This is a genomic window from Chelatococcus caeni (assembly GCF_014196925.1).
GTDB lineage: Bacteria > Pseudomonadota > Alphaproteobacteria > Rhizobiales > Beijerinckiaceae > Chelatococcus_A > Chelatococcus_A caeni.
The window spans coordinates 1,742,423-1,765,326 of sequence record NZ_JACIEN010000001.1 but is presented as its reverse complement, the minus strand read 5'-3'; the positions used below and the strand labels follow the sequence as shown (position 1 = coordinate 1,765,326).

Here is a 22,904-nt window from a genome sequence, read left to right as displayed (position 1 = left end):
CATGACCATGTTCAGCGTCGAGGGGCTCGACCTTTCCATCTACGGCCTGCCGATCCTCAAGGGGGTCTCGCTCTCGGTGGGCGAGGGCGAGATCCTCGGGCTCGTCGGCGAATCCGGCTCGGGCAAGTCCATGACGGCGCTCGCGGCGATGCAGCTCATGCCGCGTGGTGCGCAGGCGCGCGGGCGCATCCTGCTCGACGGCGAGGACCTTCTTTCCAAGAGCGAAGCGCAGATGTGCGCCTTGCGCGGGCGCGACATCGGCATGGTCTTCCAGGAGCCGATGACGGCGCTCAACCCGCTGAAGACCATCGGCGCGCAGGTGGCGGAGTGCTTTGCCCAGCACCTCGGCGCCCGGCGCGCCGAATGCACGGCCTGGGCCGGGCAGGCGCTGGAGCGGGTCGGCCTGCCGCCGTCGCGCTTCCCGCTCGACCGTTATCCGCACGAGCTCTCCGGCGGCCAGCGCCAGCGCGTCGTCATCGCCATGGCGGTGGCGCTGAAGCCCAAGCTCATCATCGCCGACGAGCCGACGACGGCGCTCGACGTGACGACGCAGGCCCAGATCCTCGAACTGATGCGCGAGCTGGTGGCCGAGGAGGGCACGAGCCTCCTCATGATCACCCACGACCTTGCCGTCGTCGCCGAGATGGCCGACCGCGTCACCGTCATGCGCCACGGCGAGGTGGTGGAGGAGGGCACGACGGCGGCCTTCTTCTCCGGCATGCGGCATCCCTATTCGAAGGCGCTGCTGGAAGCATCGACCCACGTGCCGGCGCGGCGCAAGTTGACGGCGCCACCGATCCTCCCCCGTGAGGGGGAGGTGGCGCCGCATAGCGGCGACGGAGGGGGCGGCGCGGCTGCCGTCGAGGGCACTGCTCCCAGCCCGGACCCCACCCGTCTCGCGCCGAGAGGCGCGAGCCACCCTCCCCTGAAGGGGAGGGATCAGCCGTATCCGTCACCCTCTCGCCGAGAGGAGGGACCAGGCACTCCTATCCTTGTTGCGCAGTCCGTCGTCCGTGAATACCGCGGCCGGCGCCGGTCGCTGTTCAAGGCGCCCGAGAAGCGGCGCGCGGTCGATGCCGTGAGCCTCGCCGTCCGGCCGGGTGAAAGCGTCGGCCTCGTCGGCGAATCCGGCTGCGGCAAGTCGACCCTGGCGCGCACGCTCATGGCGCTGGAGCCGCCGCAGGGCGGGGCCGTGCTGTTCCGCGGCCGCTCCTTCGCCGATTTCTCCGCCGCCGATCTCACCGCCATGCGGCGGGCCGTGCAGGTGGTGTTCCAGGATCCCTACGGCTCCTTCGATCCACGCCACAAGGCCGGCCGGCTCGTCGCCGAGCCGCTCCATCTCCTGCGCGGGGAGATCGACGCGGCCGAGCGCAACCGACGCATCGCCGCGGTGCTGCGCGACGTCGGCCTCAGGCCGGAGGATGCGGACAAATATCCGCACGAGTTCTCCGGCGGTCAGCGCCAGCGCCTCGCCATCGCAAGGGCTCTCATCACGCGGCCGGCGCTCATCATCCTCGACGAGCCGGTGTCGGCGCTCGACGTCTCCATCCGCGCCCAGGTGCTCGACCTTCTCGCCGACCTGCAGGCGGAGCACGGGCTCGCCTATCTCTTCATCTCGCACGACCTTACGGTGGTGCGTGCCATCACCGACCGGGTGCTCGTCATGCGCGCCGGCCAGATCGTGGAAGAGGGGCCGACGGCGGAGGTGTTCGCGGCGCCTCGGCACGCCTATACGCGCGAGCTTCTCGCCGCCTCGCCCGATCTGTCGCGGGCGCTCGCGGCGCGAGCCATGCGGCCGGCGGGGGCGGGCCCGGCGGCGGGCGAGGTCCCCTCGGGCGGCTGAAGCGGCGATAGCTCTTTCCGATTCAATTAAATCGGAAAGAGCGTCTATCTTTTTGAGAATAGAGCATTTTCTTCGCCGAACCGGTATCCACTTCGGCGGAAAATGCTCTAGAACAGCGTCAGCGACAGATCAGCGAACGGGTGAACGAGATGACTGCTGCCTTTGCGACCGACCGCGTCCTCATCGCCGGCGAATGGCGGGCGCCGGCGAGCGGCGAGACGCTTCCCCTCGTCAATCCCTCCGACGGCAGCGAACTGGCGCGCATCGCCGCCGGCGGCGCCCGCGATGTCGACGCCGCGGTCGGCGCGGCGGAAGAGGCCCTGTCCGGCGCCTGGGGCCGGATGACGGCGACCGAGCGCGGGCGCGTCCTCTCGGCCATGGGGCGGCTTGTCGCCGAGAAGGCGGACGAGCTCGCCCGCCTCGAGGCGCTCGATGTCGGCAAGCCGCTGAAACAGGCGAAGGCCGATGCGCTGGCGCTGGCGCGTTATCTCGAGTTCTACGGCGGCGCGGCCGACAAGGTGCACGGCGAGACCATTCCCTATCTCGACGGCTACACGGTGCTGACCCTGCGCGAGCCGCACGGCGTCACCGGCCATATCGTGCCGTGGAACTACCCGATGCAGATCATCGGCCGCTCGGTCGGCGCGGCGCTCGCCATGGGCAATGCGACGGTGCTGAAGCCGGCCGAGGAGGCCTGCCTGACGGCGCTCGCCTTCGCCTATATCGCGCAGGAGGCGGGCCTGCCGGCCGGGGCGCTCAACGTCGTGCCGGGCACGGGCGAGGCGGCGGGAGCGGCGCTCTCGGCGCATCGCGGCGTCCATCACCTGTCCTTCACCGGCTCCGTTGCGACCGGCGCGCTGGTGCAGGCCGCCGCGGCGAAGAACGCGGTGCCGGTGACGCTCGAGCTCGGCGGCAAGTCGCCTCAGGTCGTCTTCGCGGACGCCGACCTCGACGTCGCGCTGCCCTTCCTCGTCAATGCCGGCATCCAGAACGCCGGCCAGACCTGCTCGGCCTCCTCGCGCATCCTCGTCGAGCGCGCCGTCTTCGACGAGGTGGTCGCGCGCATGGCGGAGCGCTACCGGGCGCTGAAGGTGGGGCCTGCGCTCGCGGACCTCGACGTCGGCCCCATGGTCTCGGCCCGGCAGAAGGAGATCGTCGAGCGCTATATCGGCATTGCCAGGGCCGACGGCCTCGCCATCGCCGGCGAGGGCGGCATCGTGGCGGATGCGCCGGCCGGCGGCTGCTACGTGCGGCCGACGCTCGTCGCCAATGTGTCGGGCGACCACAGGCTGGCGCAGGAGGAGATCTTCGGCCCGGTGCAGGTCGTCATCCCCTTCGAGGGCGAGGAGGAGGCCGTGCGCATCGCCAACGGCACCGACTTCGGCCTCGTCGCGGGGGTGTGGACGCGCGACGGCGGCCGCCAGCTGCGCATGGCGCGGGCGCTCAAGTCCGGCCAGGTCTTCATCAACAACTATGGCGCAGGCGGCGGCGTCGAACTGCCCTTCGGCGGCGTCAAGCGCTCCGGCCACGGCCGGGAGAAGGGGTTCGAGGCGCTCTACGGCTTCTCGGTGCTGAAGACGGTGGCCATCCTGCACGGCTAGGCGGTCAATAGGGCCGGTCGAAGGACGGCATCACGCATCGTGAAAATCCGTGTTGCGCGATGCCGTCCTCGCTGCCCGGCGGGCGCCCGTCACCTGCCGGTCGATAGGTGCAGGGCCGGCGCAGCCCGGACTGCTTCCGCCTTAGCCGGCGGCATTTCCGGGATTGTTGGCGCCGGCTCCCGGGTTGGCGGCGTTTGCGGGATTGGCCGCGTTGCCCGCGCCGATCCCGGGATTGGCCGGGTTCACGGCAAGGTGCTGCTGGCCCGGCGGGAGCTGCTGGATGGTCTGGGTGAGACCTCGCGTCCAGGCATCGGCCTGGGCGGCAATGCTCTGTCCCGGCAGGTGCGTTCCGGGCATGTATCCGCGCTCCGGGGCGATCTTGGGGGGATTTGGCATGGTCGAACCTCTATTCATGCGTCATGCAAATGGCGGCTGTCGCCAATCCGTGGAATAGAGGTCTCTGCAAGTTCTGTCTGTTCTCGATATGGAAATTGCAGATGCGGCGATCAGTTCAATTCGGAATATATATTGATATTATACGCACCATGTGCATTGAACGGCGCGACCTTTGTTTCCAATTCTCCCAAGCGCCCGGCGGCGCTCGGGCCGTGATCAATCCGTAAACACCACCGTGCGCTGGCCGTTGAGGATGACGCGGTCCTCGAGGTGATAGCGCAGGGCCCGGGCCAGCACGCGCCGCTCGATGTCGCGGCCCTTGCGCACGAGGTCGTCCGGCGTGTCGCGGTGGCTGATGCGCTCCACGTCCTGCTCGATGATCGGGCCCTCGTCGAGGTCCGAGGTGACGTAGTGGGCCGTCGCCCCGATGACCTTCACGCCGCGCGCATGCGCCTGGTGATAGGGCTTGGCGCCCTTGAAGCCGGGCAGGAACGAGTGGTGGATGTTGATGCAGCGCCCCGCGAGCTTGGCCGCGAGCCCGTCGGACAACACCTGCATGTAGCGGGCGAGGACGACGACCTCGGCGCCGGTCTCGCGGACGAGCTCCCACAGGCGCGTTTCCTGCTCGAGCTTCGTCTCCTTCGTCACCGGCAGGTGATGGAAGGCGGCGCCGTCGAAATCGAGCGAGCCGTAGGTCTCGCGCGGGTGGTTGGCGACCACGGCCACGAGATCCATCGGCAATTCGCCGAGGCGCCTGCGATAGAGCAGGTCGACGAGGCAGTGGTCGAACTTGGAGACGAGAATCATCACCCGCCTCTTCTCCGCCCTGTCGCGCATCGTCCAGGCCATGGAGAAGCGCTCGGCGACCTGCGAAAAGCTCTGCCTGAGCTCCTCCAGCGTCGGGGCGCCGTTCAGCGGGTTGAAGACCACCCGCATGAAGAAGCAGTTGCTCTCGGTGTCGTCGAACTGCTGCGCGTCGAGGATGTTGCACCCCGATTCGAACAGATGCGTCGAAACCGCCGCCACGATGCCGGGGCGGTTAGTGCAGGACAGGGTGAGGACGTAGTGCGGCTGTGACATGGCCGCCCTTTTGAGCCTTTTTCCAGAATCTGCAAGGGCTACGGCGTCGCAGCACCACAGAATTTCGCCGCACGATCAGTCTTGGCTATTGGCGACCGGTCTGATTTGATAAAAGATAGATTAAAATTTAAATCAAAACAGCATTCACGGATCCGACTTCCTCGATACGGGTGACGAGCATGGCCGATATCGGACATCTGCGAGAAGGGATCGACAGATCCCGACCGGCCGGACGGGCCACGGCCGGGGCGGCAAGGCAGGCCGCAACCCGCGACAGGGAGGGGCCGCCCCGCACCGATATCGGCACCATCTTCCTGCACTGGCTCGTCGCCATCGCCATGGTGGCGAGCCTGCTGACGGGCCTGCGCATCTCGGCCGACGCGCCCGAGGCCGTGATCTCCAAGGCGCTGGAGCCCATCCTGCCGCAGGGGGAGATCTGGACCGTCCATTTCGTCGCCAGCCTCGTCCTCTTCTTCTCCGCGACGGCCTATGCGCTCTACATGCTGCGCAGCGGCCTGCGCCATCGGGTGGCGCTGAAGAAGACGCGGGCGCTCGTCATGCCCGCCGCCAACCGCCTGCGCTGGGGCGCCGTCAACGTCATCCTGCACTGGGTGATCTACGGGCTCGTCGCCGTCCTCACGGCGACCGGTATCGCGCTCTACCTCGGCTACGGCGGCTGGATCGTCGCCGTCCATGCGGCCTGCGCCCTTGCCGTGCTGGCCTACATTGTCGTTCACGTCGTCGCGCATTTCCTCTACGGCGGCTGGGCGCAGATCCTGCGGCTGTTCCGGCCGACGCGGCTCGTGGCCAACAGCGGCATGAAGGCCCGCCCCCTGCTCACGGCGGTCCTGGTCGGCGTGCCGGTCGCGGGCGCGATCGCCGCCTTCGACTGGGGCACGCGCGACACGCTGACGGTCGGCGTCGTCGACGAGGCGCCGACGCTCGACGGCGTGCTCGACGATCCCGCCTGGCGGCGGGCCGGCCCGGTGCGCATCCGCACCCAGCAGGGCGCCAATCTCGGCGGCAGCGGTGAATCGCTCGTCGAGGTGCGGGCGGTTCGGGATGCCGACAACATCTACTTCGCCTTCCGCTGGCAGGATCCGTCGCGCTCGCTGCGCCGCCTGCCGCTCATCAAGCGGGAGGACGGCTGGCACCTCATCCACGATCACGCCGATACCGCGGACGTGTTCAATTTCTACGAGGACAAGCTGTCCGTCATCTTCTCGCGCTCGCAGGCCTTCGGCGGAGGCGGGGCGACCCATCTCGGCCCGCGGCCGCTTCCCGACAAGCCGGGCGCGCTCAACAACCGCGGCCTGCACTACACCACCGACGACAGCTACATCGACATGTGGCAGTGGAAGGCCTCGCGCGGCGGTCTGCTCGGCCAGGTCGACGACCAGTTCATCGGCCCGCCGATCGAGCCGAAGGAGGCGGACTGGAACAAGACGGCCCGCTACCAGGGCGGCTACACCGGCGATCCGGGCAAGGCCTTCTATGTCTACAACTACGTCTCCGAGCCGCCGGGCGGCTACCGCGGCCCCGTGCAGCTGAAGCGCCTGCCGGTCGATTACCGGCAGACCGTCGCCAAGCTCAAGACCTTCGACCTCGACCCCGACAGCATCGACAGCGAGGGCGCGCAGTGGTGGATGATGGAGGCGGAGACGGCCCCCTATTCGCCGGAGCTCGATGCCGCCATCCCCGTCGGCACCGTGATCCCCGGCGTGCTCATCATGGGCGAGTACAGCGGCGATCGCGCCGATGTCACCGGTGCCGCCCGCTGGGCGGACGGGTGGTGGACGCTGGAGACCAAGCGCGCCCTGGCCACAGGCAGCAAGTACGACGTCGATTTCGTGCCTGGCGAGCCCTTCTACATGTGGGTCGCCGTCTTCGACCACACCCAGACCCGGCACACGCGCCACGTGCGTCCCGTCAAGCTGGTCGTCGAGTGATGCGCCCGCTGCCCGGCGCAGCGTCCCGTTCTGCCGCGCCCGCGGGGCGGATGCGGCGCCAGAGGTGAGACATGGCAAGCAAGTGCAACCTGACGGTCAATGGACGCACGGTTCGGGCCAGCGTCGGCGAGACGCTGGTCGATGCGGCCATGGGGGGCTGGATCGCGGTGCCGCACGACTGCTGCTCGGGGCAGTGCGAGACCTGCCGCGTGCGCGTCGTCTCCGGGGCGGTCGACGACCAGGGCACCGGGGAGGGCGACACGGTGCTCGCCTGCCAGGCGACGCTCGAGGGGGATGCGGTCATCACCTATGACGAGGTGCCGGAAGCGACCAAGCGCTCGGGCCAGGTGGCCGCGATGCGCGCCCTCTCGCACGACGTGGTCGAAGTGGTCGTCGAGCTGCGCAGCCCGCTCGACTACCTGCCCGGGCAATATGTGAGCGTCACCTTCGCCGGCTTTCCGCCGCGCGACTACAGCCCGACCCTGCGCTGGGACGGCACGCGCGCGGCGCACGAACTCGTCTTCCACATCCGCATGCTGCCGGACGGCATCGTCTCGTCGGAACTCGGCCGCAGCATCATGCCCGGGCATCGCGTGGATGTGCGGGGGCCGTTCGGCCATGCCTTCTTTCGCCGTGGCGACGGCCTCATGGTGCTGGTTGCCGGTGGCACCGGCTGGGCACCGATCTGGGCCGTGGCGCGCGAGGCCGTGCGGGCCCGGCCCCGCCGCGACATCATCGTCATCGCCGGTGCACGCGACCTCGACGGGCTCTACATGCGCCACTCCCTCGACTGGCTGCGCGACCACGGTGCGCGCGAGGTCATCGCGACGGCGCAGCAGGGCGGGGGCGGGCTCGTGCGTTCGGGACGGCCGACGAACTACCTGCCGCTGCTCGGGCCGTCGGACATGGTCTATGTCGCCGGCGCGCCGGGGCTGGTCGACGCCGTCAAGCTGAAGGCGCTGTCGGCCGGGGCCTTCTGCTTCGCCGATCCCTTCCTGCCCAGCCAGCAGCGCATGTCCTTCATGAACAGGATGGCGCGGCTGCTGCGCACGCCCGGCCGCACGCCTGTGCCGCAGGATGCCGGCCTCTTCGCTCCGCAGATGGCCGGGATGGACGACGCCGGCCGCCTGCCGGCCGCGCGGCCGGCGAGCCGGCCCGCGGCGCGGCGGCCGCTGCAGGAGACGCTTTTCGCCGCACGGCGGCTGATGCGCCGGGAATAACCAGGCGGGCGCCACGGCTCTTTCCAACCAATTGAATCAGAAAGAGCGCCTATCCTTTTGAGAATCTGGCGTTTTCTTCCGCCGATCCGGCGGCCGCTCCGGTCGAAGATGCTTTAAGCCGAGACTTCGGTCAGGAAGGTGCGGACGGTCTGGTCGAGGCGGCGGGCCTCCTCGACCATGACGGTCGCCGTGTTGACGACGTGGACGGAGGTGCTGCGGGCATCCCCGATCGTCGCCTTGAGGCGATCGACGCTGTGCGACAGGTCGACCGTGCCGTTGGAGGCGGCATAGACGCTGCCGGCGATCTCCTGCGTCGCCACGGTCTGGCGCTCGATGGAGATCTCGATCGCCTTCGTATGCGCCATGACGTTCTCGAGGGTGCGCGCGATCATCTCGATCGAGCTCACCGCCTCGCCGGTCGCCTCCTGGATGGCCGCGACCTTGCTCGCGATCTCGTCGGTGGCCTTCGCCGTCTGGCCGGCCAGGGCCTTCACCTCGTTGGCGACGATGGCGAAGCCCTTGCCGGCATCGCCGGCGCGGGCGGCCTCGATCGTCGCGTTGAGGGCGAGGAGATTGGTCTGGGCCGCGATCTCGTCGATGAGGCGCACGACGGCGCCGATCTTGCTCGCCGCCTCCGCAAGGCCGTCGACCTTGGCCGTGGCCGTGCGGGCGACGGCATTGCCGTCGTCGACCACGGTGGCCGTCTCCTGCACCTTGCCGGCGATCTCGGCGATGGAGGTGCTGAGCTGCTCGGTCGCCTGCTTCACGAGCGTGACGCTCGAGACGGTGCTTTCCGAGGCGGCGACGGCCTCGACGGCTTCCCTCTCGGCGGCAGCGGACACGTCGGCGAGCTGGTGCGCCATGGCGTCCATCGTGTCGATGCCGCCGCCGACGCGCACAAGAACCGACCGCATCGTCTCGTCGAAGCGGTGGATGGCCTGTTCCAGCGCCTCCCGGCGCTGCTTGACGGTCTCGGCGAAGGCGACGTGGGTGCGCAACTGGTCGCGTTCCTGCAGCGAGCGCTGGAGCAGGACGACGGCGCGCGCGATGTCGCCCACCTCATCCTTGCGGTTGGCGCCGGAGACGTGGGTGCGCCAGTCGCCCTGCGCGACGGCGCCGACAGCCTCGGTGATGCGCTCCAGCGGCCGGGTGACGTGACGGGCGGTGGCGAGGGCGATGGCGGCGAAGGCAATGAGCGCGAGGCTGGCGCCGCCGACGAGCCAGGCGACGAGCGCGCGGGTCTCGGCTGCGCCGATGCGCACGGTCTCGTCCCTGAGCTGGTAGGCCTCGGTGCGCGGGGCGAGGGCGCAGACGCGGAGGTTCGCGGGGAAGCCGATGCAGCGGGCGAAGAAATGTCCGTCGGGGGTTTCGAGCAGGTTGTTGTTGGTGTGGGACGAGAAGCTTCCCGTCAGGGGCGGCAGGCCCGAGCGGGAGACGATCCTGTCCCCGGAGAGCACGGCCACGCCCGTGTTCGTCAGGCGCGAGAACTCGTTGAGGAGAGGCTCGCTGGCGCGCAGCGCCCGGTGGGCGATGAGCGCCGCCACCACGTCTCCGAAATCGTCGAAGATGGGCGTGACGACGATGGCGGCGGCCGGGGCCGGGGCAACGGCGCCGATGGCCGTCGCCGTCTGTTCGTCGAGCGGCATCACCACCTCGAGGATGCGCGGCCGGCGCCTGTCGTTGTCTGCTAGAAGGGGGCGGATGCGATCGGCGAGCTGGCTCTTCTGCAGCGCGTCATCGGCGCCGAGGATATCGAGCCACTGATCGTGCGAGCCCATGACGTGCATCTTGTTGTCGATGACGAGGATGCCGTCGATCTTGGCCACCTCGGCGGCGCGCGAGAGCAGTTCGCTCATCGCAACGACGTTTCGCGACGTGATGGCGCGCCCCACATCGGCCCTGAGTGCGATGGCGTTGATGCGGTAGGTGACCTCGTCAAAGACATTGTGCAGGCGCGCGGCGGCGAGCTTGGCATCGGCATCGAGCCGCTCGGAGAGCTTCGTTTCGGCGAGCGCCTCGAGCTGCAGCGCCTGCCGGTTGAGCCCGCGATCGAGGCGCATGACCGTGAGCGCCACCAGTGCTGCGAAAGCCGCCAGGGCCGTGGCGACGATCGCGATGGTGAAACGCGTGCCGAGCGACGACAGGCTTTTCACGTAGACCTCACTTCGTGGGCACGCCGCCCATGCGGCGCATGATCGCACGGGCTTCCGGCGAGGAGAGGAAGGAGAGGAAGTCGCGCGCCTGCGGGGTCACCGTCTTCTCGCTGTAGATGATGTCGACCGCATTGGCGCTGGGATAACCGTCGTCCGTCGGAAACAGGCCGTCCACCTTCAGCACGACGAGGTCGTCGGGCAGGTTGGCGGAATAGGGGCCGAAGCCGATGGCGCCCTCCACGTCGCGCACGGTCTCGATGCCTTCCTGCGTGGTGAAGGCGGTCTTCGATTTCTCGGTGAAGACGAGCTTGTCCCAGCCGGGCATGGTCGCGCGCAGGACCAAGAGCGTGCTGTCACGGTCCTCGCGGCGCACGACACGCACGCGCAGGTCGTTTCCGCCGACCTCGCGCCAATTCTCGATGCTGCCGGAGAAGAGCCCGCGGATCTGCGCTCCCGTCAGCGACGAGACGCCGGTGCTGCGATGGACATAGAAGGCCGAAGGGAGCTTGACGAAGGGGACGGCGACGACGCCCTGCGCCTTTTCGGCGTCGGTCAGGGGACGCGCGATTCGGCCGAGGATCTCCCTTCCCGAGCCGACGGCAAGAATACCGCCGCCGGAACCAATGCTCGGCGGCACGATGATCGTCGTTTCGGGCTGGCGCTCCATGTAGAGCTCGCCCACGGCGCTCAGGATCTCGATGCCGTCGCCGGTGCCGACGATGCGCAGTTCTTCCGCCTTCGCGGCTGTTGGCAGGCCGAGGCCGACGACGGCGGCGCAGATCAGGCCGACGAGCTTGCGCATGCTTCCTCTTGTCTCGTTATTGCCCCGATTGTTGCATGATAGGAGACAGAGGGTAATGAAAGGTGAACTTACCGAAAGTTGTGGCGTTCAGTGCAATGCGCCCCACGAACGGTCATGTTGTCGGTTAACCGTCCGCTACTTCCGCAGATCAAATCAGTATTTACGCTCGCCGAGCGTTAAATCGCGCAGCCGGCTCAGGCCGTGTGCTCGGCGAGATTGGCGACAAGGTCGCCGAAGCGCTCGCCCTGGATGATGATGTGCGCCTTGAGCAGGTGGGAGGCGGCTTCCGCATCCCCTCGCTCGATGGCCGCGAGGATGCCGTCGTGCTCGGCGAGCGAGGTGTGAAGGCGACCACGAACCCGGAGCTGAAGGCGCCGATAGGGCTTGAGACGCCGGTGCATCAGTGTGGCCTGCTCGGCAAGGAAGCCGTTGCGGGAAGCCTGGTAGATGGCGTGGTGAAAGCGCTCGTTGGCGTAGTAGTAGCCGTCCGTATCGTCGGCCTCGGCAGCCGCGCGGCAATCCTGTTGTGCCGCCGCCAGCGCCGTCAGGTCGCTCCCGTCGGCCCGGCGGGCGGCGAGGCGGCCGCACATGCCCTCGATCTCGGCCATCACCTCGAACATCTCCATGAGCCGCGAGGGGCCCACCTGGGCGACGACCGCGCCGCGATGCGGGCGGATCTCGACGAGGCCCGTGGTGGCGAGCTGCAGCAGGGCCTCGCGGATCGGCGTGCGCGAGACGCCGAAGCGCTGCGCGAGCGTCGCCTCGTCCAGCCGCTCTCCCGCCTTGAGAAGGCCCATGGCGATGTCGTTCTCCAGGGCGTCCCTGAGGACGAAGCCGCGTTTGCCGCTCATGTGATCGCACCATCGCATACGAGACGATCTGTATTGTATACAAAATCGTTGACAGCGGATGCAAGTTTGATTTCGATAGCGCCAAGGCCCGCAAGAGGCCCGGCTCCCAGGGAGCCAGACCATTCGGAGGAAACGACATGCGCAAGACGTTGTTGGCGACGGCCGGTGCCGTGGCCGTCCTGATCAGCGGCCTGATGCCCGCCGCCGCGGAGATCGTGCTCAAGGCCTCGCACCAGTTCCCGGGCGGCAAGGGCGACCCGCGTGACGAGATGGTGCAGATCATCGCCCGCGAGGTGGAGAAGGCCAATGTCGGCCTCAAGATCCAGGTCTTCCCCGGTGCCTCGCTCTTCAAGCCGAACGAGCAGTGGGGCGCCCTGACCAAGGGGCAGCTCGATATGTCGGCCTTCCCGCTGGACTATGCCTCGGGCCGCCATCCGCAGTTCTCGGCCACCCTGATGCCGGGCCTCGTGCGCAATTACGAGCGTGCCGAGCGGCTCAACAATTCGCCCTTCATGGCGGATATCAAGAAGATCATCGAGGATGCTGGCGCCGTCGTCATCGCCGATGCCTGGCTGTCGGGCGGCTTCGCCTCCAAGAAGAACTGCATCACCGGCCCCGATTCCATCAAGGGACAGGTGACGCGCGCCGCCGGCCCGGCCTTCGAGCAGATGCTGGCCCTGGCCGGTGCCTCGATCTCGTCGATGCCCTCGTCGGAAATCTATACCGGCATGCAGACCGGCGTGCTCGATGCCACCAACACCTCTTCGTCGAGCTTCATCTCCTATCGTCTCTACGAGCAGGTGAAGTGCCTCACGGCGCCGGGCGAGAACGCACTGTGGTTCATGTACGAGCCGGTGCTGATGTCGAAGCGTGTCTTCGACAAGCTCACGCCCGAGCAGCAGAAGGCCATCCTCGATGCCGGCAAGACGTCGGAAGCCTATTTCAACGAGGAATCGAAGAAGGGCGACCAGCTCCTGATCGACACCTTCAAGAAGGCGGGGGTCGAGGTGGTCGAGATGTCCCAGGCGGACTACGAGGCCTGGCTGAAGGTGGCGCAGGAATCCTCCTACAAGAACTTCGCCGAGAAGGTGAAGGGCGGCCAGGAGCTGATCGAGAAGGCGCTCGCCGTCGAGTGAGGTGAGGGCTTCGGGAAACGCAGAGGTTGTGCTGGACGGTGGCGAAAGCCCCGTCCCGCCCCGGAGAGAGGATGGGTGATCCTCCCCCCCCCCCGGGGAGGTGGCGCGCCGCGCACGCGGCGACGGAGGGGGCGCGGCAGGTGCCGTGAACGGTGCCGGGACTGTGACCCCATCCATCCCGGTCCTTCGGACCGATCCACCTTCCCCGGGAGGGGAGGGATCGAAGCCGGCACGGTCCATCTCGGAGAACGGAACACGCACATGGTTCGAGCCTTCGTTGCCGGTGTCGACAACGTATCGCGCCTGTTCGGCATCGTCGCCGGCGTCCTCATCGCAGCCGCCATGGTCGTCGTCTGCCAGATGATCTTCATGCGCTACATCTTTCGCGCGCCGACCATCTGGCAGACCGATTTCGTCGTCTTCAGCGCGACGGCGGCGATCTTCCTCGGCGCGCCCTACGTCCTCCTGCGCAAGGGGCATGTCGGGGTCGACGTCATCGAGACCCTGGCGAGCGCGCCGGTGCGGCGGGCGCTCGCCATCCTCGGCGCCTTCCTCGGCCTTGCCTTCTGCATCGCGATGTTCGTCGCTTCCGTCCTCTATTTCCACGAGGCGTGGGAAGGCGGCTGGACCACGTCGACCGTCTGGGCGCCGCCGCTGTGGATCCCGCTCATCCCGCTGCCTGTCGGCTTCGGGCTGCTCAGCCTGCAGTACGTCGCCGAGATCCTGAAACTCTTCACCTCGACGTCGGCGGCGCAGCGCCTGCCGCACGCCGCAGGAGCCGACGCATGACGCTCTCCATCGCTGCCTATGTCATCGTCGGCTCGCTCTTCGCCTTCCTGGCGACGGGCATGCCGATCGCCTTCGCCCTCGGCCTCGCCGCCATCGCGGGGCTCCTGGTCGAGGAAGGCTTCGGCATCTTCGACGTCCTCGGCGAGACGATGTATGCGGGCATCGCCAACCTCGCCTATGTCTCGATCCCGATGTTCGTGCTCATGGGCGCCGCCGTCGCGGCCTCGCCCGCGGGCAAGGACCTCTACGAGGCGCTCGACCGCTGGCTCAACCGGGTGCCGGGCGGGCTCGTGCTGTCGAACCTCGGCGCCTGCGCCATCTTCTCGGGCATGACCGGCTCGAGCCCGGCCACCTGCGCCGCCACCGGCAAGATGGGCATTCCCGAGATGATGAAGCGGGGCTATCCCGCCTCCGTCGCCACCGGATCCATCTGCGCCGGCGGCACGCTCGGTATCCTCATCCCGCCGTCGGTCACGATGATCGTCTACGGCATCGCCACCGAGACCTCCATCGGCCGGCTGTTCCTCGCCGGCGTCCTGCCGGGGCTGATGCTGACGGCGATGTTCATGGCCTGGGCACTGGTCGATGCGAAGCGCAAGGGCTTCCGCTTCGGCGATGCGGGGCGCGGGCGCTTCACGCTGGCGCAGAAGTTCGCCACGCTGCCGCGGGTCGTGCCGTTCCTCGTCATCATCCTCGGCGTGCTCTTCGTGCTCTACGGCGGGGTCGCGACGCCCTCCGAGGCGGCCGGGGCGGGCGCCTTCCTCACGCTCGGCGTCGTCATCATCGTCTACCGGCTGTTCCGGGCGGGGCCCGTCGTCGAGATCTTCGGCACGGCGATGCGCGAGAGCATCATGATCATGATGATCATGGCGGCGGCGGAGCTCTTCGCCTTCGCGCTGTCCTCGCTCTTCATCACCCAGACCATCGCCGGCGCCATCGCCTCGCTCGAGATCAACCGCTGGCTGCTGATGGGCGTCATCAACGTCTTCCTGCTGGTCGCCGGCATGTTCCTGCCGCCGGTTGCGGTCATCGTCATGGCGGCGCCGCTGCTCTTCCCCATCGTGACGCAGGCGGGCTTCGACCCCTACTGGTTCGCCGTGGTGCTGACGATCAACATGGAGGTCGGGCTCATCACGCCGCCCATCGGCCTCAACCTCTTCGTCATCAACGCGATCGCGCCGCAGGTGCCGACGCGGGAGGTGCTGTGGGGCTCGCTGCCATATGTCTTCGTGATGTTCCTCGGTATCCTCCTCCTGTGCATCTTTCCGCAGATCGCCACGTGGCTGCCGGATGTCGTGATGGGGCCTGCAGTCTGACAGGATCAAGGAGAGGCGGATGCCGAACTCGTTCTTCAACGAACTCCTGCAGCAGCTCAGCGAGCGGGGCCGGGCCATGCTCGGGCTCGCGCGCGATGCGGCGGCGCGCGGCGACGTCGCCGAATTGTCGGAGCACCTGCTCTCCGGCCGCGGCGAGGCCTCGGGCGTGGCGCTCGCCAAGGCCGTGCTCGACACCTATGCCAATGCCCCGCTCGCCACGCGCCTCGCCTTCCTCACGGCGCTCGCCGAGCGCTTCGGCGCCGACCCGCAGAAGGTCGAGGAGGCAATCGCGGCCTATCACGACAAGCCCGGTGCGGCGACGCTGCACCGGCTGCACACCGCCGCCGAGGCGCGCCGGCAGGAGCTGATGCGCCGCCTCAACCTGGCGCCGGGCGGCACAGCCGCGCTCGTCAGGATGCGCGAGGAGCTGATCGAGCATCTGCCGAACCGGCCGGACCTCAGGGCGGTCGACGCCGATTTCGTGCATCTCTTCTCGTCATGGTTCAACAGGGGGTTCCTGGTGCTGCGCCCCATCGACTGGACGACGCCCGCCAACATTCTCGAGAAGATCATCCGCTATGAGGCGGTGCACGAGATCCACGACTGGGACGACCTGCGCCGGCGCCTCGAGCCGCCGGACAGGCGCTGCTTCGCCTTCTTCCACCCGCAGCTCGTCGACGAGCCGCTGATCTTCGTCGAGGTGGCGCTGACGGCGGAGATCCCCGGCGCGATCGCGCCGCTCCTCGCCAAGGACCGCAAGCCGATCGCCGCCGAGGCGGCGACGACCGCCGTCTTCTATTCCATCTCCAACACCCAGCGCGGGCTCGGCGGCGTCTCCTTCGGCAACTTCCTGATCAAGCAGGTGGTGGACGACCTCAAGCGCGACCTGCCCAACCTCAAGACCTTCGTCACCCTGTCGCCGGTGCCGGGCTTTGCGAAATGGCTCGAGCGCGAGCGCGGCTCCGAGGCCTCGCAGGCGCTCGATGCCGAGGCGAAGACGGTGCTCGCGGCGCTCGACGAGGAGGGCTGGCACGAGGATCCGGCGACGGCGGAGAAGGTGCGCAAGGTGCTGCTGCCCGCCGCCGCCTGGTATTTCCTCAAGGCCAAGACGCCGAACGGCCGGCCGGTCGATCCGGTGGCGCGCTTCCACCTCGGCAACGGGGCGCGGCTGGAGCGGCTCAACTTCCTCGGCGACACCAGCGCCAAGGGCCTCGGCCAGGCCCATGGCCTGATGGTCAACTATCTCTACGCGCTCGAGGACATCGAGAAGAACCACGAGGCCTTCGCGGGTTCGGGCGAGGTCATCGCCGCCGCGGCGGTGAGGAAGCAGCTGAAGGGCGAGCGGGCGTCGCGCACGCTCGTGCCCGTCACCGATTGAACAAGAAAACAGAACGAAGACAAAGCCCATGCCATCCTATCTCTTCGCCCAACTCGCCGCCCGCATGCCGGCTGCCGACAGGCCCTTCATCGAGACGCCGACCGGGCGGATCATCACCTACGGCGACCTCGTCGCCGGCACCGGCAGGATCGCCCATGCGCTCGTGGCGCGCGGCGTCGGGCCGGGGGACCGGGTGGCGGTGCAGGTGGAGAAGAGCCCCGAGGCGGTCATGCTCTATCTCGCCTGCCTGCGCGCGGGCGCCGTCTTCCTGCCGCTCAACACGGCCTATACGCTCGCCGAGCTCGACTATTTCCTCGGCGATGCCGAGCCGGCCCTCGTCGTCTGCGACCCCAAGAGCCGCGACGGGCTCGTGCCCGTCGCCGAGCGCTACGGCGCGCGGGTCGACACGCTCGATGCGGCGGGCAAGGGCAGCCTGATGGAGCGCGCCGCCGGCGAGGCGCCCGATTTCGCCGATGTGGAGCGGGGCGCGGACGATCTCGCCGCCATCCTCTACACGTCCGGCACCACCGGGCGCTCGAAGGGCGCCATGCTCAGCCACGACAACCTTCTGTCGAATGCGCTGACGCTCGTCGACTACTGGCGCTTCACCAGCGCCGACGTGCTGCTGCATGCCTTGCCGATCTTCCACACGCACGGGCTCTTCGTGGCGACGAACGTGATCCTCGCCGCCGGGGCGTCCATGCTCTTCCTGCCGAGGTTCGACGCCGACGAGGTGATGCGTCTCCTGCCGAAGGCAACCGCCATGATGGGCGTGCCGACCTTCTACGTGCGCCTCCTGCAGCACGAGGGCCTGACGCGCGAGGCCACCCGCCACATGCGCCTCTTCGTGTCCGGCTCGGCGCCGCTCCTTGCCGACACCCATCGCGAATGGCGCGAGCGCACGGGCCACGCCATCCTCGAGCGCTACGGCATGACCGAGACCAACATGAACACGTCCAACCCCTATGAGGGGGACCGGGTCGCCGGCACGGTCGGCTTCCCGTTGCCGGGCGTCACGCTGCGCGTCGTCGATCCCGAAGGCGGGCAGGCGCTGCCGCAGGGCGAGATCGGCATGATCGAGGTCAAGGGGCCCAACGTCTTCAAGGGCTACTGGCGCAACCCGGAGAAGACGAAGGCCGAGTTCCGCGACGACGGCTTCTTCATCACCGGCGACCTCGGCAAGGTCGACGAGCGCGGCTATGTCCACATCGTCGGCCGCGGCAAGGACCTCATCATCACCGGCGGCTACAACGTCTACCCGAAGGAAGTGGAGAGCGAGATCGACGCCATGCCCGGCGTCGTCGAGAGCGCCGTCTTCGGCGTGCCGCATCCCGATTTCGGCGAGGGCGTGACGGCGGCCGTCGTCGCGGAGAAGGGGGCGAGCGTCGACGCCGCCGCCATCGTGAAGGCGCTCGAAGGGCGCCTCGCCAAGTTCAAGCAGCCCAAGCATGTCTTCATCGTGCCGGAGCTGCCGCGCAACACCATGGGCAAGGTGCAGAAGAACGTGCTGCGGGACACCTACAAGGACCTCTACGCGCGGTGAGGCATCCCGAGGCCTGACCGGCGGCCCGCGGCGGCACGAGGCAATCCCCGACGGTGAGATGACGGCGCGTCCCGCGCCGCCGCGGCCGCTCGGGCGAAGCAGGGAGGGAAGGCCGTGAAAGGACTGCTGCTCGCCGGGTTATCCTTCGTCGCACTCGCCGCCGGCGCCGAGGCGCGCGTCGTCGGCTTCGAGGTCACGCGCACCGAGGCGCCGGCCTTCGCCGGCCGCAGCTTCGCGGCGGGCCCCTACGAGAAGATCGTGGCGCGCGTCACCATGGCGGTGAAGCCGGAGGATGCGCGCAACGCCGGCATCGTGGACCTGGCGCTCGCGCCCCGGAACGCCGCCGGCGAAGTGGTCTTCTCGACAGACGTGCACATCCTGAAGCCGGCCGATCCCGCGCGCGGCAACGGCAAGCTCCTCTACGAAGTCACCAACCGCGGCCGCAAGCTCGGGCTCAGCCTGCTGAACGACGCCCCGATGGTGAATGACCCGGCCTCGGCCGCCGATGCCGGCAACGGCTTCCTCATGGACCAGGGCTACACCCTCGTCTGGAGCGGATGGCAGGGCGACCTCGCGACCGCCGGCGGGCTTCTGGGCCTCGACGTGCCGACCGTGCCCGGCGTGACGGGGGAGAGCCGCGAGGAATTCGTCTTCGACGACACCAAGGGCACCGAGGGGCCGGTGGTTGCCATCGATCTCTCCTATCCGGCGGCCGATCCTGATCCCGCAAAGGCGCGGCTGACGGTGCGGGCCCGGGAAGGCGATGCGCGCGCGACGCCGGCCGGTCTCTCCTTCAAATATCTGAGCCCGACCCGCATCGAGATCACCAAGGCGCCGGGCTTCGATGCGGGCGCCATCTACGAGTTCATCTACGCGGCGAAGGACCCGAAGGTCATGGGCCTCGGCTTTGCCGCCGTGCGCGACCTCGTCTCCTTTCTGCGCTACGAGGGCGCGGCGCCGGACGGGAGCGCCAATCCTCTCGCCGCGGACGGCGCGCCGGCCTTGAAGGCCGCCTATGCCATCGGCATCTCCCAGAGCGGCCGCTTCCTGCGCGATCTCCTCTACCATGGGTTCAACGACGACGAGAGCGGGCGGCCCGTGTTCGACGGCCTGATGCCGCACATCGCCGGCGCGCGCAGAACCTTCACCAATGCGCGCTTCGCCCAGCCGGGCCGCTATTCGCGCGATCACGAGGACCATCTCTATCCGGGCGATGCCTTCCCGTTCTCCTATGCGACGAGCCTCGACCCGATCGGCGGCACCACGGACGGCATCCTGAAGCGCTGCGAGGCCGCCGGCTCCTGCCCCAAGGTGATCCAGACCGACACCGACACGGAGGCGGTGCAGGCGCGCCTGTCGCTCGTCGTCACCGACGCGGCCGGCAAGCCGCTGGCGCTGCCGGACAACGTGCGCGCCTATTACTTCGCCGGGCTGCCGCATTTCACGCCCTTCGGCGCCAAGTCCGCGCCGGCGGCGGCCTGCCAGCTGCCGTCGAATCCGCTGCACGCCGGCGCGCCCATGCGCGCGCTGCTCGTCGCGCTCGATGCCTGGGTGGCCGAGGGCCGGGAGCCGCCGCCGAGCCGCTATCCGGGCCTCGAGGAGGGCACGCTCGTCGCCGCACAGGAGGCCGGCTACGACGGCATTCCCGGCCTGAAATTCGCGGGCGAGCACAACGAAAAGTCGCTCGTCGACCACACGCGCATGCCGCCCGTCGCAGGACCGGCCTATCCCGTCTTCCTGCCGCGCGTCGATGCCGACGGGCATGCGGTCGCGGGCATCCGCCTGCCGGTGATCGAGGCGCCGACGGCGACCTATCTCGGCTGGAACCTGCGCAAGGCCGGCTTCGCCGAGGGCGCCATCTGCGGCCTGACCGGCTCCGAAGTCCCGCTCGCCCGCACCAGGGCGGCGCGGCAGGAGGCCGGCGACGGGCGCCTGTCGCTGGAGGAGCGCTATCCCGATCATGCCGCCTATGTGGCGGCGGTCTCCGCCGCGGCGCGCAAGCTCGTTGACGAGCGGCTGATGCTGCCGGCGGACGCGGACACCATCGTCCGTGCCGCGGAAGCCTCCGACGTCGCCCGCTGAGGCCGGATCAGCCGCCGTACTTCTCGAGGAAGGCCTCGACCGGCAGCGCGCGGAAGTCGGGCAGGGCGGCGTGCAGGCGCTCATGGCTCCAGTCCCACCAGGCGAGCGCCATGAGCCGCTCGGCGACGGCGGCGGGGAAGCGGGGCCGGATGGGCCTTGCCGGCACGCCGGCGACGATGGCGTAGGGGGCGACGTCCTTCGTGACGACGGCGCCGGAGCCGACGACGGCGCCGGTGCCGATCGTCACCCCCGGCATCACCGTGACGCCGTGGCCGATCCACACGTCATGGCCGAGGGTGACGGGCTGGGCCCGGCGCCAGTCGAAGAACCCGCTCTCGTCCTCCTCGCCCTCGAAATAGGCCGAGGCGCGGTAGGTGAAGTGGGACTGGCTCGCCCGCCACATGGGGTGGTTGCCCGGGTTGAGGCGCACCTGGGCGGCGATGGAGCAGAACTTGCCGATCGTCGTGTAGATGACGTCGCCGTCGTTCACGATGTAGCTGTAGTCGCCCAGCGTCGTCTCGACGAGGCTCGTGCGCGCGCCGACCTCCGTGTAGCGGCCGAGCGTCGAGCGCAGCACGCTGGCGGTCGGGTGGATCGTCGGCGTTTCGCCGAGGCGCTTGCCCATCATTCGTCTCCCGGGAGGTGGCGCGCAGGTTTCGTGTGCCGATATGACGCTGTTGTGACGGTAGCAACAGTATTGAAAAGTTGTTAGATGGCAAATCGATCAATTTATTGATTGTCATGATAGTGTCGTCTGCTCGATCTAGCTAACGCAGCAATCGTGGAGGTTGCTGCATGCTGGTTCTCGAAGGCGTCAGCCGACGTTTCGGTGCGAAGACGGCTGTCGACAGTGTCGAGCTGACCGTGGTTCCCGGCTCCTTCGTAGGCGTCATCGGCCGCTCCGGCGCCGGCAAGTCGACGCTCCTGCGCATGATCAACCGGCTCGTCGACCCGAGCGACGGGCGCATCCGCTGCGGCGACGTCGACGTGACGGGCCTCAGGGGCCGTGAGCTGCGCGACTGGCGGGCGCGCTGCGCCATGATTTTCCAGCAGTTCAACCTCGTCGGCCGCCTCGACGTGCTCACCAACGTGCTCATGGGCCGGCTCAATGCCGCGCCCTCGGCGAAATCCCTCGTGCGCCTGTGGGCGCCGGAGGACAAGGCGATCGCGCTCGCGGCGCTCGAGCAGTTCGACATCGCCGGGCTCGCGGCGCAGCGCGCGGACCAGCTTTCCGGCGGCCAGCAGCAGCGCGTGGCGATCGCCCGGGCGCTCGCGCAGTCGCCCGAGATCATCCTGGCCGACGAGCCGATCGCCTCGCTCGATCCGCGCAACACGCGCATCGTCATGGACGCGTTGCAGCGCATCAACCGCACCTACGGCATCACCGTCATCTGCAACCTGCATTCGCTCGATCTGGCGCGCAGCTACTGCGACCGCCTGGTCGGCATGGCCGCGGGCCGCGTCGTCTTCGACGGCCTGCCGGAAAGCCTGACCGACGACGTGGCGCGCGAGCTCTACGGGCTCGAGGCCGCCGACGTCATCGGCGAGGGCGCAACGTCCCCGGCAGCCGCCGGATGGGGCGCCCGTTCCCCTGTCGCGATCCCGGCCTGAGCGCCGCGATGGACGCCGGCGCAGCGATCCGCGCCGGACCTTACTCTTGAGGAGAGACCACGATGTTGAACCGCCGCGCCCTCATCGGTGCCGCCGCCGCGTCCTTCGCCTTCGCCGGCATGGCCCAGATCCCGGCCTTCGCTGAGGACTGGAAGGCGAAGTATCCCGAGATCACCTTCGCCGTCATCCCGGCCGAGAACGCCTCGGGCGTGAACGAGCGCTACGACGACTTCGTCGCCTATCTGTCGAAGGAACTCGGCGTGCCGGTGAAGCTGCGCATCGCCAACGACTATGCCGCGGTCATCGAGGGCCAGAAGGCCGGCAACATCCACATCGCCTATTACGGCCCTGCCTCGCTCTCCCGCGCCGTCAAGGTGACGAGCGGCGGCGTCGAGCCCTTCGTGACGACGATCAACTCCGACGGCACGGTCGGCTATTATTCCGTCGCCTATGTGAAGGCGGACAGCCCCTACCAGTCGATCGACGACCTCAAGGGCAAGAACCTCGGCCTCGTCGACCCCAACTCGACCTCGGGCAACAACGTGCCGCGCTTCGCCCTCGACAAGCAGGGCATCGATCCCGAGCAGTTCTTCGGCAAGGTCGTCTATGCCGGCAGCCACGAGAACGCTGTCTCCGCGCTCGACCAGGGCACGGTCGACGTCGCCTTCAACTGGTGGAACTCCGAGAACGACTCAAACCTGACGCGCATGGCCAACAAGGGCATGGCGAAGAAGGAGAACTTCCGGATCATCTACAAGTCGGACCTCATCCAGGGCTCGCCCTACGCCTATCTCACCGACCTGCCGGCGGACCTCAAGCAGGCCATCACCAAGGCCTTCCAGGAGGCGCCGCAGAAGGACAAGACCGCCTTCGACAAGCTCTCCGACGGCAAGGACAAGGGCTTCGCCCCGGTCACGACGCAGGACTACAAGGCGACCATCGAGCTCATCGAGTTCGTCGACCGCCTGAAGCGCAAGAAGGCGTCCTGAGCGCATCCGTTCGGCAGGCCATCCCTGCCGCCGATCACGCCTTCCATCGTCATGGCCGGGCTGGTCCCGGCCATCCACGCCCGTCCGACGTCGCTTGCGGTCAGGCGTGGATGCCCCCGACAGGTGCGGGCATGGCGGCGTGCTGCCTCCGGCCCACCGGCTGAC

The 22,904-nt window shown here is 68.6% G+C and carries 18 protein-coding genes; 12 read left to right on the top strand and 6 right to left on the bottom strand.

All coding sequences use genetic code 11. The features are described from left to right. The first annotated feature begins 1 nt into the window (after window position 1). Window positions 2-1,843 carry an ABC transporter ATP-binding protein gene (locus GGR16_RS08310; RefSeq protein WP_183316230.1) on the top strand — a complete coding sequence of 614 codons (1,842 nt, stop codon included), beginning with the start codon at window positions 2-4 and terminating at the stop codon, window positions 1,841-1,843. 149 nt (window positions 1,844-1,992) lie between these two features. Continuing rightward, window positions 1,993-3,444 (top strand): aldehyde dehydrogenase family protein, encoded by a 1,452-nt coding sequence (locus GGR16_RS08305; protein ID WP_183316229.1) that lies wholly within the window; start codon window positions 1,993-1,995, stop codon window positions 3,442-3,444. Window positions 3,445-3,585: 141 nt separating this feature from the next. Here GGR16_RS08305 and GGR16_RS08300 read toward each other — a convergent pair whose 3' ends face one another. Beyond that, the gene (locus GGR16_RS08300) at window positions 3,586-3,801 is read right to left on the bottom strand and encodes a hypothetical protein (RefSeq protein WP_026015039.1); all 216 of its coding nucleotides are present in this window, start codon (window positions 3,799-3,801) and stop codon (window positions 3,586-3,588) included. 255 nt (window positions 3,802-4,056) lie between these two features. Further along, window positions 4,057-4,920: a formyltetrahydrofolate deformylase gene (purU, locus tag GGR16_RS08295; RefSeq protein WP_183316228.1), complete on the bottom strand. Its 864-nt coding sequence runs from the start codon at window positions 4,918-4,920 to the stop codon at window positions 4,057-4,059. Window positions 4,921-5,099: 179 nt separating this feature from the next. Between purU and GGR16_RS08290 the strand changes: the two genes are divergently transcribed. Both GGR16_RS08290 and GGR16_RS08285 read left to right on the top strand, forming a co-directional pair. Continuing rightward, window positions 5,100-6,869, top strand: coding sequence for an ethylbenzene dehydrogenase-related protein (locus GGR16_RS08290; protein WP_019401635.1), 1,770 nt, complete (start codon window positions 5,100-5,102; stop codon window positions 6,867-6,869). Window positions 6,870-6,940: 71 nt separating this feature from the next. Continuing rightward, window positions 6,941-8,089 (top strand): 2Fe-2S iron-sulfur cluster-binding protein, encoded by a 1,149-nt coding sequence (locus GGR16_RS08285; RefSeq protein WP_019401634.1) that lies wholly within the window; start codon window positions 6,941-6,943, stop codon window positions 8,087-8,089. Window positions 8,090-8,202: 113 nt separating this feature from the next. Here the strand turns inward: GGR16_RS08285 and GGR16_RS08280 are convergent, their stop codons facing one another. The 3 genes from GGR16_RS08280 to GGR16_RS08270 all read right to left on the bottom strand — a co-directional run bounded on the left by GGR16_RS08280 (window position 8,203) and on the right by GGR16_RS08270 (window position 11,895). Beyond that, complete coding sequence (locus tag GGR16_RS08280; RefSeq protein WP_183316227.1) at window positions 8,203-10,242, bottom strand: methyl-accepting chemotaxis protein; 2,040 nt, start codon at window positions 10,240-10,242, stop codon at window positions 8,203-8,205. A gap of 7 nt (window positions 10,243-10,249) precedes the next feature. Beyond that, entirely contained in the window at window positions 10,250-11,044 is a 795-nt protein-coding gene (locus GGR16_RS08275) for a PstS family phosphate ABC transporter substrate-binding protein (RefSeq protein ID WP_019401632.1), read from the bottom strand. Between the two features lie 194 nt (window positions 11,045-11,238). Further along, window positions 11,239-11,895: a GntR family transcriptional regulator gene (locus GGR16_RS08270; RefSeq protein ID WP_019401631.1), complete on the bottom strand. Its 657-nt coding sequence runs from the start codon at window positions 11,893-11,895 to the stop codon at window positions 11,239-11,241. A gap of 137 nt (window positions 11,896-12,032) precedes the next feature. On the opposite strand from GGR16_RS08270, the gene GGR16_RS08265 reads away from it, so the two are divergent. The 6 genes from GGR16_RS08265 to GGR16_RS08240 all read left to right on the top strand — a co-directional run bounded on the left by GGR16_RS08265 (window position 12,033) and on the right by GGR16_RS08240 (window position 20,139). Further along, the gene (locus GGR16_RS08265; protein ID WP_019401630.1) at window positions 12,033-13,031 is read left to right on the top strand and encodes a TRAP transporter substrate-binding protein; all 999 of its coding nucleotides are present in this window, start codon (window positions 12,033-12,035) and stop codon (window positions 13,029-13,031) included. A gap of 261 nt (window positions 13,032-13,292) precedes the next feature. After that, on the top strand, window positions 13,293-13,820 hold the full coding sequence (locus tag GGR16_RS08260) for a TRAP transporter small permease subunit (protein WP_183316226.1): 528 nt from the start codon (window positions 13,293-13,295) through the stop codon (window positions 13,818-13,820). Next, the gene (locus GGR16_RS08255) at window positions 13,817-15,136 is read left to right on the top strand and encodes a TRAP transporter large permease (RefSeq protein ID WP_183316225.1); all 1,320 of its coding nucleotides are present in this window, start codon (window positions 13,817-13,819) and stop codon (window positions 15,134-15,136) included. Before GGR16_RS08260 ends, GGR16_RS08255 begins: the two co-directional genes overlap by 4 nt. A gap of 19 nt (window positions 15,137-15,155) precedes the next feature. Next, the gene (locus GGR16_RS08250; RefSeq protein ID WP_183316224.1) at window positions 15,156-16,514 is read left to right on the top strand and encodes a malonyl-CoA decarboxylase; all 1,359 of its coding nucleotides are present in this window, start codon (window positions 15,156-15,158) and stop codon (window positions 16,512-16,514) included. Window positions 16,515-16,542: 28 nt separating this feature from the next. Continuing rightward, complete coding sequence (locus GGR16_RS08245; RefSeq protein WP_183316223.1) at window positions 16,543-18,057, top strand: malonate--CoA ligase; 1,515 nt, start codon at window positions 16,543-16,545, stop codon at window positions 18,055-18,057. Window positions 18,058-18,171: 114 nt separating this feature from the next. Continuing rightward, window positions 18,172-20,139, top strand: a complete 1,968-nt coding sequence (locus tag GGR16_RS08240) for an alpha/beta hydrolase domain-containing protein (RefSeq protein ID WP_183316222.1) — start codon at window positions 18,172-18,174, stop codon at window positions 20,137-20,139. Window positions 20,140-20,146: 7 nt separating this feature from the next. Here the strand turns inward: GGR16_RS08240 and GGR16_RS08235 are convergent, their stop codons facing one another. After that, the gene (locus GGR16_RS08235) at window positions 20,147-20,767 is read right to left on the bottom strand and encodes a DapH/DapD/GlmU-related protein (protein ID WP_183316221.1); all 621 of its coding nucleotides are present in this window, start codon (window positions 20,765-20,767) and stop codon (window positions 20,147-20,149) included. A 167-nt stretch (window positions 20,768-20,934) separates the two neighbouring features. Between GGR16_RS08235 and phnC the strand changes: the two genes are divergently transcribed. Both phnC and phnD read left to right on the top strand, forming a co-directional pair. Continuing rightward, entirely contained in the window at window positions 20,935-21,750 is an 816-nt protein-coding gene (gene phnC / locus GGR16_RS08230; protein WP_019401543.1) for a phosphonate ABC transporter ATP-binding protein, read from the top strand. 62 nt (window positions 21,751-21,812) lie between these two features. Next, a complete protein-coding gene (gene phnD / locus GGR16_RS08225) occupies window positions 21,813-22,739 on the top strand; it encodes a phosphonate ABC transporter substrate-binding protein (protein WP_183316220.1) in 927 nt (308 codons plus the stop codon). Window positions 22,740-22,904 lie beyond the last annotated feature (165 nt).

What these genes read in the sequence shown, in the direction of transcription:
- GGR16_RS08250 (WP_183316224.1), top strand. Translation starts at nt 15,156, where the DNA reads ATGCCGAACTCGTTCTTCAACGAACTCCTGCAGCAGCTCAGCGAGCGG.
- GGR16_RS08260 (WP_183316226.1), top strand. Translation starts at nt 13,293, where the DNA reads ATGGTTCGAGCCTTCGTTGCCGGTGTCGACAACGTATCGCGCCTGTTC.
- GGR16_RS08290 (WP_019401635.1), top strand. Translation starts at nt 5,100, where the DNA reads ATGGCCGATATCGGACATCTGCGAGAAGGGATCGACAGATCCCGACCG.
- GGR16_RS08310 (WP_183316230.1), top strand. Translation starts at nt 2, where the DNA reads ATGACCATGTTCAGCGTCGAGGGGCTCGACCTTTCCATCTACGGCCTG.
- GGR16_RS08235 (WP_183316221.1), bottom strand. Translation starts at nt 20,767, where the DNA reads ATGATGGGCAAGCGCCTCGGCGAAACGCCGACGATCCACCCGACCGCC.
- GGR16_RS08245 (WP_183316223.1), top strand. Translation starts at nt 16,543, where the DNA reads ATGCCATCCTATCTCTTCGCCCAACTCGCCGCCCGCATGCCGGCTGCC.
- GGR16_RS08270 (WP_019401631.1), bottom strand. Translation starts at nt 11,895, where the DNA reads ATGAGCGGCAAACGCGGCTTCGTCCTCAGGGACGCCCTGGAGAACGAC.
- phnD (WP_183316220.1), top strand. Translation starts at nt 21,813, where the DNA reads ATGTTGAACCGCCGCGCCCTCATCGGTGCCGCCGCCGCGTCCTTCGCC.
- purU (WP_183316228.1), bottom strand. Translation starts at nt 4,920, where the DNA reads ATGTCACAGCCGCACTACGTCCTCACCCTGTCCTGCACTAACCGCCCC.
- GGR16_RS08305 (WP_183316229.1), top strand. Translation starts at nt 1,993, where the DNA reads ATGACTGCTGCCTTTGCGACCGACCGCGTCCTCATCGCCGGCGAATGG.
- phnC (WP_019401543.1), top strand. Translation starts at nt 20,935, where the DNA reads ATGCTGGTTCTCGAAGGCGTCAGCCGACGTTTCGGTGCGAAGACGGCT.
- GGR16_RS08275 (WP_019401632.1), bottom strand. Translation starts at nt 11,044, where the DNA reads ATGCGCAAGCTCGTCGGCCTGATCTGCGCCGCCGTCGTCGGCCTCGGC.
- GGR16_RS08265 (WP_019401630.1), top strand. Translation starts at nt 12,033, where the DNA reads ATGCGCAAGACGTTGTTGGCGACGGCCGGTGCCGTGGCCGTCCTGATC.
- GGR16_RS08300 (WP_026015039.1), bottom strand. Translation starts at nt 3,801, where the DNA reads ATGCCCGGAACGCACCTGCCGGGACAGAGCATTGCCGCCCAGGCCGAT.
- GGR16_RS08285 (WP_019401634.1), top strand. Translation starts at nt 6,941, where the DNA reads ATGGCAAGCAAGTGCAACCTGACGGTCAATGGACGCACGGTTCGGGCC.
- GGR16_RS08255 (WP_183316225.1), top strand. Translation starts at nt 13,817, where the DNA reads ATGACGCTCTCCATCGCTGCCTATGTCATCGTCGGCTCGCTCTTCGCC.